Consider the following 13499-nt stretch of genomic DNA (forward strand, 5'->3'; position numbering starts at 1 on the left):
GACACCTAATTGCCCCGATCGGGTGAAGCCGGGCAGTGCGTCCCCCGGGCGCGCACTGCCCGGGGGTGTCAGGCGACGGAGCCTATCCGGCCTGCCGGGCCCGTCGAGCCGTCGTGGTGGATGGGCGTGTGTGCGCCGGTGAGCGGGACACCGGTGCCGCCCCGCCGGTGGGCGACGATCTCCGCGCCGATGGACAGGGCGGTCTCCTCGGGGGTCCTGGCGCCGAGGTCCAGGCCGATGGGCGAGCGGAGGCGGTTCAGTTCCATCTCGGTGACGCCGACCTCGCGGAGCCGGGTGTTCCGGTCGAGGTGGGTACGGCGTGAGCCCATCGCGCCCACATAGGCGACCGGCAGGGTGAGAGCCAGTTTCAGCAGCGGCACGTCGAACTTCGCGTCGTGCGTGAGGACGCAGAGCACGGTCCTGCTGTCGACCTCGGTGGACTCCAGATAGCGGTGCGGCCAGTCGACGACGATCTCGTCGGCGTCCGGGAAGCGGGTGACGGTCGCGAAGACCGGGCGTGCGTCGCAGACGGTGACCCGGTAGCCGAGCAGTTTGCCCACGCTGACCAGGGCCGACGCGAAATCGATCGCACCGAAGACGATCATCCGGGGCGGCGGCACGCTCGACTCGACCAGCAGCGTCAGCGGGCGCCCGCAGAGGGAGCCGTCCTCGCCGATCGTGATGGTCTCGGTGCGGCCCGCGTCCAGCATGGCCAGCGCCTGGGAGACGGCGGTGCGGTCCAGCTCCCGTTGGCCGCCCAGCGTCCCTTCGTACGATCCGTCGGTGTGGACCAGCACGGCGCGGCCCAGCAGATCGTCGGGGCCTTCGGTGATCCGGGCCACGGCTGCCGACGTGCCTTCGGCGGCGGCGGCCAGCGCGGCCATGTACGTCTGGCGCGACGGTGCGCCGGCCCGGAGCGGGGTGATCAGTATGTCGATGACTCCGCCGCAGGTCAGGCCTACGGCGAAGGCATCCTCGTCGCTGTAGCCGAAGCGTTCGACGACGCTGCGGCCGGTTTCCAGGGCTTCCTGGCAGAGTTCGTAGACCGCCCCCTCCACACAGCCGCCGGAGACCGACCCGATCGCGGTGCCCTCGGTGTCCACCGCGAGTGCGGCTCCGGGGCGGCGCGGTGCGCTTCCGCCGACCGCCACCACGGTGGCGACGGCGAATTCGCGTCCCTGCTCGACCCACCGGTTCAGTTCTTCGGCGATGTCCAGCATGTCGGTCTCCTCACGGATATGTGAAAGGGGGCGGGCGACTAACTGACGCCCAGCCAGCTCTCAATGGGATGGAGTGCGAAGTAGGCCAGGAACACTGCGGTGAGTACCCACATCAGCCAGCCGATCTCCCGGAACTTGCCCTGGACGGCCTTGATGAGGACGTGGGAGATGACGCCGGCCGCGATGCCCACGGTGATGGAGTAGGCGAACGGCATCAGAACGGTGGTCAGGAACACCGGGATGGAGGTGGCCTGGTCGTTCCAGTCGATGTGCTTGGCGTTGGTCAGCATCATCGAGCCGATGACGACCAGCGCGGCGGACGCGACCTGGGTGGGGATGAGCTGGGCGAGCGGGGTGAAGACCAGGCAGAGCGCGAAGCCGAGGCCGGTGACAACGCTGGCGAGGCCGGTGCGCGCACCGTCCCCGACGCCCGCGGTGGACTCGACGAAGACCGTCTGGCCGGACGCCCCGGCGAGACCCCCGACGATGCCGCCGGCGCCGTCGATCGTCAGGGCCTTGTTGAGGCCCGGCATCTTCCCGTCCTTGTCGACGAGGTTGGCCTGCTGGCCGACACCGATGATCGTGCCGATCGCGTCGAAGAACCCGGCGAGCACCAGGGTGAAGACGATGACACCGACGGTGATGCCGCCGACGTGACCGATACCGCTGAACGAGACACTGCCGAAGAGACCGAAGTCCGGCGCGCTGACGGGCGAGCCGTGGAGCGCAGGGGCGTTGAGTCCCCAGTCCTTCTGGCTGAGCCCGGCGACCTGGTTGACGATCGCGGCGAAGACGGTGCCGCCGACGATGCCGATCAGGATCGCGCCGGGGACCTTGCGGACCTGGAGCGCGAAGATCAGCAGGAGGGTGACGGCGAAGCAGACCACCGGCCACCCGGTGAGCATGTCACTGGTGCCCAGCTGGAGCGGCTTGGCTCCGGAGACGCCGCCGGGGCCCTTCATCCCGGTGACGAAGCCTGCCTGGACCAGGCCGATGAGGCAGACGAAGAGGCCGATGCCCATGGTGATGGCGTGCTTCAGCGCCAGTGGGATGGCGTTCATGATGAGTTCGCGCAAGCCGGTGACGACCAGCAGCACGATGATGGCGCCGTAGATGATGCACATCGCGAACGCGTTGCCCCAGGTCATCTCCGGGGCGACCTGGTACGCCATGACCGCGGAGACGCCGAGCCCCGCCGCGAGGGCCAGCGGCACGTTGCCGATGAAGCCCATCACCAGGGTGGTGACGGCCGCGGCGAGCGCGGTGGCGGTGGTGATCTGGCCGCCGTTGAGATGGTGGCCGGTGACATCGGCGCCGGAGAGGATCACCGGGTTCAGGAGGATGATGTACGCCATCGCCATGAAGGTGGTGATGCCGCCGCGCACCTCCGTCGCGACCGTCGATCCTCTCTTTGTTATGTGAAAGTACCGGTCCAGCCAGGACCTGCCGGCCGGCTGGCGCGTGCCCGCGCCGGCGTCTTCCGGCACGGTGTCTGGCTCAAGGGACTGCTGGGTCATGGTGCCTACTCCCAAGGTTCAAAGGGGCACCCGCCTGGAGATTGGAGACGCGGGATTTGGGATGCTGCGTGGGCTGCACGACCCGGGGGACGGCCCGAGACGAAGGGGGTACTGCTCTGTGGGGACTGTGGGGGCAAGGACCGCGAGCGGGGCGGTACTGGTAACTCCGGGCGGCGCGCGCTGGGAAGTGTGACGTTCCTAGGAGGCACAGCGCCGCCCGGAGAGCTTGGGGCCGGTCAGGTGGCCGTGAGGTGCTCCGGCCTGATCGGTGTCCGGTTCAGTTCGAGTCCGGTCGCATTGCGGATCGCCGCGAGGACCGCCGGGGTGGAGGACAGCGTCGGGGCCTCGCCGATACCGCGCAGACCGTACGGGGCGTGCTCGTCGGCGAGTTCGAGTACGTCGACGGGGATCGTCGGGGTGTCGAGGATCGTCGGGATCAGGTAGTCCGTGAAGGAGGGGTTGCGCACCTTCGCGGTCTTCGGGTCGACGATGATCTCCTCCATCACCGCGACGCCCAGGCCCTGGGTCGTACCGCCCTGGATCTGGCCGACGACGGAGAGCGGGTTGAGCGCCTTGCCGACGTCCTGGGCCACCGCGAGTTCGATGACCTTGACCAGGCCGAGCTCGGTGTCCACCTCGACGACCGCGCGGTGGGCGGCGAACGAGTACTGGACGTGCCCGTCGCCCTGGCCGGTCACCAGGTCGAAGGCGACCGTGGGACGGTGGCGCCACTCCAGTTCCAGGTCCACCGCCTCGTCCTCCAGCACGTCGACCAGGTCCGCCAGGACCTCGCCGCCGTCGGTGACGACCTTGCCGCCCTCCAGGAGGAGTTCGGCCGTCGCCCAGGCCGGGTGGTACGTGCCGAGCTTGGCCCGGCCGATCTCCAGGACCTTCTCGCGGACGGCCTCCGCGGTGTTCTTCACCGCGCCGCCGGTCATGTACGTCTGCCGGGAGGCGGATGTCGAACCGGCCGAGCCGACCTGGGTGTCGGCCGGGTGGATGGTCACCTGGTTGACGCCGAGTTCGGTGCGGACGATCTGCGCGTGGACGGTGACGCCGCCCTGGCCGACCTCGGCCATCGCGGTGTGCACGGTCGCGACGGGCTCGCCGTTGATGATCTCCATCCGCACCCGGGCGGTGGAGTAGTCGTCGAAGCCCTCGGAGAAGCCGACGTTCTTGAGGCCGACCGCGTAGCCGACACCGCGTACGACGCCCTCGCCGTGCGTGGTGTTGGAGAGGCCGCCGGGCAGGGCGCGGACGTCCGCGTCCTCGCCGGCCGAGAGCCACTGCTGCTCGGGCGGCAGCGGACGCGACTTGACCAGGCGCAGCAGTTCGGCGACGGGCGCCGGCGAGTCACAGGCCTGGCCGGTCGGCAGCAGCGTGCCCTGCTCCATGGCGTTGAGCTGGCGGAACTCCACCGGATCCATGTCCAGCTTCGCCGCGAGCTTGTCCATCTGCGCCTCGTACGCGAAGCACGCCTGGACCGCGCCGAAGCCGCGCATGGCGCCGCAGGGCGGGTTGTTGGTGTAGAGCGCGAGGGCCTCGATGTCGACGTCCTCGATGACGTACGGGCCCACGGCGAGCGAGGATGCGTTGCCGACGACCGCCGGGGAAGCGGACGCGTAGGCGCCGCCGTCCAGCACGATCCGGCACTTCATGTGGGTGAGCTTGCCGTCCTTGGTGGCGCCGTGCTCGTAGTGGAGCTTCGCCGGGTGGCGGTGGACGTGGCCGAAGAAGGACTCGAACCGGTTGTAGACGATCTTGACCGGCTTGCCGGTGCGGAGCGCCAGCAGGCAGGCGTGGATCTGCATCGACAGGTCCTCGCGGCCGCCGAACGCGCCGCCGACGCCGGAGAGCGTCATCCGGACCTTCTCCTCGGGCAGGCCGAGGACCGGCGCGATCTGCCGGAGGTCGGAGTGCAGCCACTGGGTGGCGACGTACAGGTCGACACCGCCGTCCTCGGCGGGCACGGCGAGGCCGGACTCCGGGCCGAGGAACGCCTGGTCCTGCATACCGAAGTAGTAGTCGCCGGTGACGATGACGTCGGCGCGCTTCGCGGCCTCGTCGGCGTCACCGCGGAAGATCGGCTGGCGGTGCACGATGTTCGGGTGCGGGACATGGCCGATGTGGTGGTCGTCGCGGCCCTCGTGGATGAGCAGCGCGTCCGGCCCGGTCGCCGACGCCTCGTCGGTGATGACGGGCAGCTCGACGTACTCGATCTTGATCTTGGCCGCGGCCCGGCGCGCGGTCTCCGGGTGGTCGGCGGCGACGAGTGCCACCGGCTCGCCGTGGTGGCGGACCTTTCCATGGGCGAGAACCGGGGTGTCCTGGATCTCCAGGCCGTAGTTCTTCACCTCGGTGGGCAGGTCGTCGTACGTGAGCACGGAGTAGACGCCGGACGTCGCGAGCGCTTCGGAGATGTCGATCGACTTGATCTCGGCGTGCGCGGTGGTGGAGCGGAGGGTGAAGCCCCAGAGCATGTCCTCGTGCCACATGTCGGACGAGTAGGCGAACTCGCCGGTGACCTTGAGGGTGCCGTCGGGGCGGAGCGTGGACTCGCCGATGCCGCCCTTGGTCTTCGAGCCCTGCTTGATGTTGGTGGGTGAACCAGTGACGCCCATGATCAGACCGTCTCTTCCTGGCGAGCGGACGCGAGGCGGACCGCGTCGAGGATCTTCTCGTAACCGGTGCAGCGGCAGAGGTTGCCGGAGAGCGCCTCACGGATGTCCGCGTCGGACGGTGAGTCGTTCTGCTCCAGCAGTTCGTCGGCGGCGACCAGCAGACCCGGGGTGCAGAAACCGCACTGCACGGCGCCGGCGTCGATGAACGCCTGCTGGATCGGGGAGAGGTCACCGGCCTCGCCGGAACGGCCGTCGGTCGGCTTGGACTGCCAGCGCTTGGCGGCGTCCAGGCTGGTGCCGCAGCCCGACGAGGAGCAGCCGGTGCCGGGGTGGGCGCCGTCGCGGTGCTTGGAGTAGTCCGCCAGGCCCTCGACCGTGACGATCTCGCGGCCCTCGGCCTGCCCGGCGGCGACCAGGCAGGAGCAGACCGGGACGCCGTCGAGGCGCACCGTGCAGGAGCCGCACTCGCCCTGCTCGCAGGCGTTCTTGGAGCCGGGCAGGCCCATGCGCTCGCGGAGCACGTAGAGCAGGCTCTCGCCCTCCCAGACGTCGTCGGCCTCCTGCGGACGGCCGTTGACCGTGAAGTTCACGCGCATTATGCGACTCCCTCTGTGCTGCGGCCGTTGCCGCGGTACGACTCCCAGGTCCAGCCGAGCGTGCGGCGGGCCATGATGCCGACGGCGTGACGGCGGTAGTTGGCCGTGCCGCGGACGTCGTCGATCGGGTTCGCGGCGCCGGAGACCAGCTGGGCGAACTGCTTGGCGATCGACGGGGTGATGATCTTTCCGCTCTCCCAGAAGCCGCCCTCGTCGAGCGCCGCGTTCAGGAAGTCCTCGGCCGCCTTCGCCCGGATCGGGGTCGGGGCGGCCGAGCCGATGCCGGTGCGGACCGTGCGGGTCTCGGGGTGCAGCGCGATACCGAAGGCGCACACCGCGATGACCATCGCGTTGCGGGTGCCGACCTTGGAGTACTGCTGCGGGCCGTCGGCCTTCTTGAGGTGGACCGACTTGATGAGCTCGTCGGGTGCGAGCGCGTTGCGCTTCACACCGGTGTAGAAGTCGTCGATGGGGATCAGCCGGGAGCCGCGCACCGACTCGGCCTCGACCTGGCAGCCGGCGGCGAGCAGCGCCGGGTGGGCGTCACCGGCGGGCGACGCCGTGCCGAGGTTGCCGCCGACACCGCCGCGGTTGCGGATCTGCGGGGAGGCCACGGTGTGCGATGCGAGCGCGAGACCGGGCAGCTCCGTGCGCAGATGCTGCATGATCTTGGCGTACGGGACGGACGCGCCCAGCTGGACGGTCTCCTCGCCGACATGCCACTCGCTGAGGAGGCCGATCCGGTTCAGATCCAGGAGGTACTGGGGCCGGCGGTGGTCGAAGTTGATCTCCACCATGATGTCGGTGCCACCGGCGATCGGCACAGCCGTGGGGTGCTCGGCCTTGGCGGCGAGCGCCTCCTCCCAGCTGGCGGGGCGAAGGAAGTCCATGTAGCGGCTCTCTTCTTCTCATTCGGGGTTGTTCGCTGGGGCCCGGGACGGCCGGCCCTCGACTGGACGTTCATCTGCTGTTAACGCTTGACGGCACAAGTACACAAGCCGGGCCGCGCGGGGTGCAGTCACCGAAACCATGAAGGAGTTGGCTGGTGTCCTTGGTCGTCTTGTATGTTCGAACGAAAGACGGGGTTCAGTTACCTCTTGGCTTTCCTCTGGAAACGACTAGTTCCGCCGACCGGCTGTACCGGGACGGCGGACGATACGGATCGGCGGCGACGAGATGCGGCTGCGCGCACTGCTGGACACGGACGCGCTGGGCCTGCGCCTGCTCGGTGGTGAGGACGAGCTGGACCGCACGGTCCGGGGCGTGATGACGACGGATCTGCGTGATCCGAGCCGGTACCTCACCGGGGGTGAACTGGTCCTGACGGGGCTCGCCTGGCGGCGCTCCGCCGAGGACTCCGAGCCGTTCGTACGGATCCTGGCGAGCGCCGGGGTGGTGGGGCTCGCGGCGGGTGAGGCGGAGCTGGGGGACATCCCCGACGACCTGGTGGAGGCCTGTGTGCGCCACCGGCTGCCGATCTTCGCGGTGGAGGAGTCGGTCGCCTTCGCCGTCGTCACCGAGTACGTGGTGCGGCAGGTATCGGGCGAGCGGGCCGGGGACCTGGCCGCCGTCGTGGACCGGCACCGCAGGCTGATGACGTCGGGGCCGGCGGGCGGCGGCCCCGACGTGGTGCTCGACCTGCTGACCACCGACCTGGATCTGCACGCGTGGGTGCTCTCCCCCACCGGCCGGCAGATCGCCGGGGCGGGCGACCCGCTGCCGGAAGGGACCGGCGCCGTGCTGGCGGCCGGGCACCTCGCCGCGACCCGGACCGGGCGCCGGGGACCGCACCGGGTGACGGTGCACTCCACCTCGTACTCGCTGTTCCCGGTGCGGGGCGGCGGGCGCGGCGCGGCCTCCGGCCTCCGCGATGTGCGCGAGACGGTGCTCTCCGACTGGCTGCTCGCCGTCGAGGCGGACGCGAGTGACTGGCCGGCCGCCCGGCTGGATCTGCTCCAGGGTGTGACCCAGCTGATCGCCGTCGAGCGCGACCGGCGCGACGCGGCCCGTACCGTACGGCGCAGGCTCGCCCAGGAAGTTCTCGAACTGGTCCAGACGGGTGCGCCGCCCGCCGAGATCGCCGCCAGGCTGCGGGTGGCCGCGCCGGTGCTGATGCCCGGGATCGGGGCGGCTCCGCGCTGGCAGGTGGTCGTCGCCCGGGTCGACTGGGACCAGCAGGACGGACCGGTCATCGACGCGGGCCCGGTGGCCCAGTCCCTGCTTGAGGAGATCCTGGTCGAGCAGGCGCTGCCGGGCGGCTCGGGCCCGGGTTCGTCCGACCGGATCGCGGTGGCCCACACGGGTGACGAGGCCATCGCGCTCGTGCCCCTGCCGCCGCTCGCGCCGGACGCCGGGGAAGACGAGGCGGACCGGACGCCGGACACCGGGCTGCACGCGGACGAGCTGCTCACCTCCGTACGCGAACCGCTCACGGCCGGGCTCGCCGACGACGGGCGGCTGACGCTCGGGGTCTCCGCATCCGTGCACTCGGCCGAGGGGCTGCGCGGCGCCCTGGAGGAGGCCAGGCACGCCCGGCGGGTGGCCGCGGCCCGGCCGGGCCGGGTCTGCGCCGCGGGCCACCACGAACTGGCCTCGCACGTGCTGCTGCTGCCGTTCGTCCCCGATGACGTACGGCGGGCGTTCACCGCCCGGCTGCTCGACCCGCTGCGGGACTACGACAGGCGGCACCGGGCGGAGCTGATCCCGACCCTGGAAGCCTTCCTGGACTGCGACGGTTCATGGACCCGGTGCGCGACCCGGCTGCATCTGCATGTCAACACGCTGCGCTACCGCGTCGGCCGGATCGAGCAGTTGACGGGACGTGACCTCTCGCGCCTGGAGGACAAGCTCGATTTCTTCCTGGCCCTGCGGATGAGCTGACGCGCGGGGCCCTGCGGGGGGCCCACGCGGAGCCGCACATTGTGAATTGATTCACCCAACCCCTTGGCCCGGCGTGCCAATCCGTGCTGAGATGCGCCCAGACTCAACAGCTCAATGGTGCGCTCGGGGAGGGCAATGTGGCCTATACCGCCATGTCTGGTTACGGAACGACAGCTGATGACGATCCTCCACTCCAGACCGCGGTATGGCGGCTGCGCTCGCGCGGCTGCTGGGCGGACGCGGCCGCCCTGCTGGAACCGCACGCGAAGCACGACGCCGAGGCGGCCCTGCACCGGGCCGCGCTGCTGATCGAGCGGTGTCTCTACACGGAACAGGGCTGGACGGACGCGGAGGACGCCCTGCGGACGGCCGAAGCGCTCGCCCGCAGCGACGAGGCACGGGGTGCCGCGGCCTGTGAACGCGGCCAGCTCGGTTACGCGTCAACACTGTTGGGCGTACGGGACCGGGCCGACGAGGCGCGGGCCGCGATGGGCAGGGCCGCCGCCCTGATCGCGCCGGGCTCGGCGGGCCGGCCGCTCCTGGACTTCCGCCGCGGGCTGATCGCCCAGAACCTGGCCGACTCCGCCCAGTCGGCGCGCGCCGCCTACCGCCGGGCCCACGCGGGCGCCACGGCGCACGGTCAGACACTGCTGCTCTCCTTCACCTGGCGCCATCTGGCCTCGCTGGCCCTGCGGGAGGGCGAACTCGCCGAAGCCAGGCACGGGTTCACCGAGTCCCTGCGGATACGGGAGGAGCTGGGCTACCTCGTCGGTACGGCCCCGGCACTCGCCGCGCTCGCCGACGCGGAGCCCGAACCGGAGGCGACCAGACTGCGGGCCGAGGCGGCCCGGCTGTTCCGGCTGCTCGACGGCGTACCGACCTGGCTGGCCGCGCAGCTCACACCACCGGCCGCGGCGGTGTGAGCTCAGCCGCGGCGCGGGGTGCGGTGCTGGGTGCTTCACCGGTGGCACAGGGCCGGTCGGTACGGCCCCTGCCGGTACTCCGGTTCAGCCGGGCGCCCCGGTGAAGTGTTCCCGTACGAGTGACTGGACGACCGTGAGGTCGCGGGCGATCAGGGCGTCCAGCAGGGCCGTGTGCTCCGACGCGTCGGCGAGGAGGTCGGCGCGCCGGGTGACGGGCGCGCTCACCAGCGGCCACTGGGCCTTGCGGTGCAGGTCGTCGGCGACGGCGACCAGCTGCTGGTTCCCGGAGAGCCCGAGCACGGCCCCGTGGAAGGCACGGTCGGACTCGGCGTAGCGGGCGCGGTCGCCGACCGCTGCGGCGGAGACCGTGGCCTCGGCGAGCGGCCGCAGCTCGGTCCAGCGGTCCGCCGGGACGGCGCGCGCCAGCCGCAGCATCACCGGGACCTCGATCAGGGCCCGCACCTCTGCCAGCTCGGCGAGTTCCCGGGCGCTGCGCTCGGCGACCCGGAAGCCCCGGTTCGGCACGACCTCGACGGCGCCCTCGACCGCGAGTTGCTGCATGGCCTCCCGTACCGGGGTGGCGGAGACACCGAAGCGCTCGCCGAGCGCCGGTCCGGAGTAGACCTCGCCGGGGACCAGCTCGCCGTCCACCAGGGCGGTGCGCAGCGCGTGCAGGATCTGGCCGCGCACCGAGTGGCGCCGCACCTGCTTCGCCCCGGACGCAGGCGCGTACGGCCCGTCGGGCACCGGCCGTACGGCGGACGCGGGCTGCTCGCAGCGGCTGTGCTCGCCGGGGGCCGGTTCCGCCGTTTCCCGCCGCTCCGGGCTGCGAGCGGGGTCGGGGATCCGGGCCGGGCCGGACGGGCGCGGGGGCGCGTACGGCTGTACCGCATCGCGTGCTCTGCCCTGTTCCACCTGGGTCCTCCTCCGGCGTCCTGTTCAGCACGATAGGCGGACGGGGCCCCAGTTCAAACATCGATCGGATCGGATAAGGTAAGGCTTACCTGCAAACGATCGCGATTCGGTGGTCCCTGCATGACCGTCTCCACCTTGCTGCGCTCCCCCGTGACCGCCGCCTACGAGCGACTGACCGAGGTGTTCCCCGGCCTGTCCGTCACCGAGCCCGCGGACGGACTCACCCCGTCGGGCGGCGGCTGGGTGACCGCCACCGGCCTCGCGGAGGGCGGCAGCGCGCTCGACGCCTTCCTCGACTGGGACAGCGCGCAGGTGGAGCGCGACTACGGGCAGCGGGCCCGGCCGGACGTCATCGCCGGCTTCGGTTTCCACCGGTACGCCTGGCCCGCCTGTCTGCTGATCACGGTCCCGTGGTTCCTGCACCGCAGGGTGCCGAGGCTCCCGGTCGGCGCCGTCTCCTTCCAGCGCACGCTGGGCCGGATGGCCGTACGGACCGGCGCCTTCGCCTGTCTGCCGGACGACCCGGCCGCCGGGGAGCCCGGCGCGTATGTGGTCGCGGACGAGGACGCGCTGCGCGCCGAGGTGCGGGCGGCGGTCGCCGAGCATCTGGAACCGGTGCTCGACGGCTTCGGTCCACGGATGCGCCGCGGCCGGCGGGCCCTGTGGGGGATGGCGACCGACGAGATCGTCGAGGGCCTCTGGTACGTCGCCCATCTGCTCGGCGAGGAGTCGCGCGGGGTGGCGGAGCTGGAGCTGCTGCTGCCGGGCGCGACCGCCCCGTACGCCGGCGGGGCGGGCTTCCGGGAGCTGACCGGGCCGCAGGGCCGGCCGCTGCCGACCCGCGACCGCGCGAGCTGCTGTCTCTTCTACACCGTGCGTCCCGGGGACACCTGCGTTACCTGCCCCCGCACCTGCGACGCCGACCGAGTGGCCAGGCTCAGCGCTGACACCCCTCCTTCGGCTGACTGAATTCGAACCCAACACGGTTCGCACGCAAGGTAGTTCGATCAGATCGCCCCTATCCGGTGCTCCCTGCACTCCGTTGGCGTGCTCTTGTCCCGAAACGCTCTGAGCGCCCCGGGATCTGAGCCAATATTGCGGCCGCAATGCACTGACGCGATGCAAGGGACACCGCATGCGACTGACCGACATATCTCTGGACTGGCTGCTTCCCGGTGGCGTGATGATCGCGGGGGTCCTGGTCGCTGTGGCGGTGCTCGTGCGCGGCAGGCGCTCCGCCGACAAGGGAGCGGCCGACGACACCTGGGAGCGCAGCGAGGAACGCAGACGGCACAAGGAGGCGGTCTACGGGACCGCCTCGTATCTGCTGCTGTTCTGCTGCGCGGCGGTCGCCGCCGCGCTGTCCTTCCACGGACTGGTCGGCTTCGGCCGGCAGAACCTCAACCTCACGGGCGGCTGGGAGTACCTGGTCCCGTTCGGCCTCGACGGCGCCGCCATGTTCTGTTCCGTGCTGGCGGTGCGGGAGGCCAGCCACGGTGACGCGGCGCTCGGCTCGCGGCTGCTGGTGTGGACGTTCGCCGGAGCGGCGGCCTGGTTCAACTGGGTACACGCGCCGCGCGGCCTGGCCCACGCGGGCGCCCCGCAGTTCTTCGCGGGGATGTCGCTCTCGGCCGCGGTGCTGTTCGACCGCGCGCTGAAGCAGACCCGGGTGGCGGCGCTGCGCGAGCAGGGGCTCGTACCCCGCCCGCTGCCGCAGATCCGGATCGTACGGTGGCTGCGCGCGCCCCGGGAAACCTTCGGCGCCTGGTCGCTGATGCTCCTGGAGGGTGTGCGGACGCTGGACGAGGCGGTCGACGAGGTCCGTGACGACCGGCGCCAGAAGGAGCAGAACCGGCTCCGGAAGCGGGAGCACGACAAGCTGGAGCGGGCCCACCTCAAGGCGATCAACAGGCAGCACCGGTCGCTGGGCCGTGGCCGCGGCAGCCGTCAGGTGGAGGTGGCGGGCACGGCTCCGGCTGCGGGCGCGCCAAAGGCGGTATCGGAGCCTGCCATACCCGAGCCGGGACAACTGCCCTTACGCGCCAGGCCCTCCCTCCAGGCCGTGACGAGTCCTGACTCCGACCGGGCCGCGGCGGGAACCGATGCCGTGACGGTCGACCTCACCGCCGAGGACGACACCCAGACGCTCCCCCGCCTCGACTCCCTGGAGCAGAAACTGAAGGATCTCGAACAGCAATTCGGCTGAGTGGCCCGGAGGCGGTCAGGTGTGAGTCATGCCTGACCGCCTTCGAGTTCGAACCAGACCGACTTCCCCACCTCGTGCGTCCGTACGCCCCAGGCGTCCGCGAGCGCCTGCACCAGGAGCAGCCCCCGGCCGTGCGTGCTCTCGTCGGTGGCGCCGCGGGGCTCCGGCTGCCCGTTCGTGAAGTCCCTTACCTCCACCCGGAGTCCGGCCGGGCCGACCCCGGCGGTGACGACCGCCCCCCGGTCCGTGTGGATCAGTGCGTTCGTCACCAGCTCGCTGGTGAGCAGCTCGGCCACATCGGCGCTGCTCTGGCTTCCGCACCGGCGCAGCAGCTCCCTGAGCCCGTGCCGTACGTCCTTCACCGCGGGCAGATCCCCCCGGCCCAGTCTGCGGCGCAGCCGCCCGGTCCGGCGCCCCCCTGGCATGCCGGATCCCTGGCCGCACCGGTCGGGTGCGGTACTCGTGCCACTGTGACGCCCCGTCATATCCCCCGCCTGCAAGTCGTGGTGCTCTGTCGTGCTCGAACAGCCTCCCGGAATGCATGCCCGGCAGGCGGGTGCTCACGCATGACGGGCGGGTGCCGTGCGCTCCGCCGGGGAAGGCAAGCGGGGAACGTCACGC

11 protein-coding genes are annotated in these 13499 nt (G+C 71.3%); 4 read left to right on the forward strand and 7 right to left on the reverse strand.

All coding sequences use genetic code 11. The features are described 5' to 3' along the window. Positions 1-68: 68 nt before the first annotated feature. From OG385_RS03405 to OG385_RS03425, 5 genes are all read right to left on the reverse strand, one after another. Positions 69-1220 carry an XdhC/CoxI family protein gene (locus OG385_RS03405; RefSeq protein WP_266851691.1) on the reverse strand — a complete coding sequence of 384 codons (1152 nt, stop codon included), beginning with the start codon at positions 1218-1220 and terminating at the stop codon, positions 69-71. Between the two features lie 38 nt (positions 1221-1258). Further along, a complete protein-coding gene (locus OG385_RS03410; protein ID WP_266851692.1) occupies positions 1259-2737 on the reverse strand; it encodes an NCS2 family permease in 1479 nt (492 codons plus the stop codon). Positions 2738-2973: 236 nt separating this feature from the next. Further along, a complete protein-coding gene (locus OG385_RS03415) occupies positions 2974-5358 on the reverse strand; it encodes a xanthine dehydrogenase family protein molybdopterin-binding subunit (protein WP_266851694.1) in 2385 nt (794 codons plus the stop codon). Positions 5359-5360: 2 nt separating this feature from the next. Then, entirely contained in the window at positions 5361-5954 is a 594-nt protein-coding gene (locus tag OG385_RS03420; protein ID WP_266851696.1) for a (2Fe-2S)-binding protein, read from the reverse strand. Then, positions 5954-6844 (reverse strand): xanthine dehydrogenase family protein subunit M, encoded by an 891-nt coding sequence (locus tag OG385_RS03425; protein WP_266851698.1) that lies wholly within the window; start codon positions 6842-6844, stop codon positions 5954-5956. The genes OG385_RS03420 and OG385_RS03425 overlap by 1 nt, the downstream gene beginning before the upstream one ends. 286 nt (positions 6845-7130) lie before the next feature. Here OG385_RS03425 and OG385_RS03430 point away from each other — a divergent pair, with 286 nt between their 5' ends. Both OG385_RS03430 and OG385_RS03435 read left to right on the forward strand, forming a co-directional pair. After that, positions 7131-8834, forward strand: coding sequence for a PucR family transcriptional regulator (locus OG385_RS03430; protein WP_266851700.1), 1704 nt, complete (start codon positions 7131-7133; stop codon positions 8832-8834). Between the two features lie 152 nt (positions 8835-8986). Then, positions 8987-9757, forward strand: coding sequence for a hypothetical protein (locus OG385_RS03435; RefSeq protein WP_266860600.1), 771 nt, complete (start codon positions 8987-8989; stop codon positions 9755-9757). Between the two features lie 84 nt (positions 9758-9841). Here OG385_RS03435 and OG385_RS03440 read toward each other — a convergent pair whose 3' ends face one another. Continuing rightward, on the reverse strand, positions 9842-10672 hold the full coding sequence (locus OG385_RS03440; protein ID WP_266851702.1) for a GntR family transcriptional regulator: 831 nt from the start codon (positions 10670-10672) through the stop codon (positions 9842-9844). A gap of 120 nt (positions 10673-10792) precedes the next feature. On the opposite strand from OG385_RS03440, the gene OG385_RS03445 reads away from it, so the two are divergent. Together OG385_RS03445 and OG385_RS03450 are read left to right on the forward strand one after the other, a co-directional pair. After that, entirely contained in the window at positions 10793-11641 is an 849-nt protein-coding gene (locus tag OG385_RS03445) for a (2Fe-2S)-binding protein (RefSeq protein ID WP_266851704.1), read from the forward strand. Positions 11642-11807: 166 nt separating this feature from the next. Next, entirely contained in the window at positions 11808-12878 is a 1071-nt protein-coding gene (locus OG385_RS03450; protein WP_266851705.1) for a DUF2637 domain-containing protein, read from the forward strand. A 26-nt stretch (positions 12879-12904) separates the two neighbouring features. Here the strand turns inward: OG385_RS03450 and OG385_RS03455 are convergent, their stop codons facing one another. Next, positions 12905-13303: an ATP-binding protein gene (locus OG385_RS03455; RefSeq protein WP_266851707.1), complete on the reverse strand. Its 399-nt coding sequence runs from the start codon at positions 13301-13303 to the stop codon at positions 12905-12907. Positions 13304-13499: the final 196 nt, after the last annotated feature.

It is taken from the genome of Streptomyces sp. NBC_01306 (assembly GCF_026340465.1).
Lineage (GTDB): Bacteria > Actinomycetota > Actinomycetes > Streptomycetales > Streptomycetaceae > Streptomyces.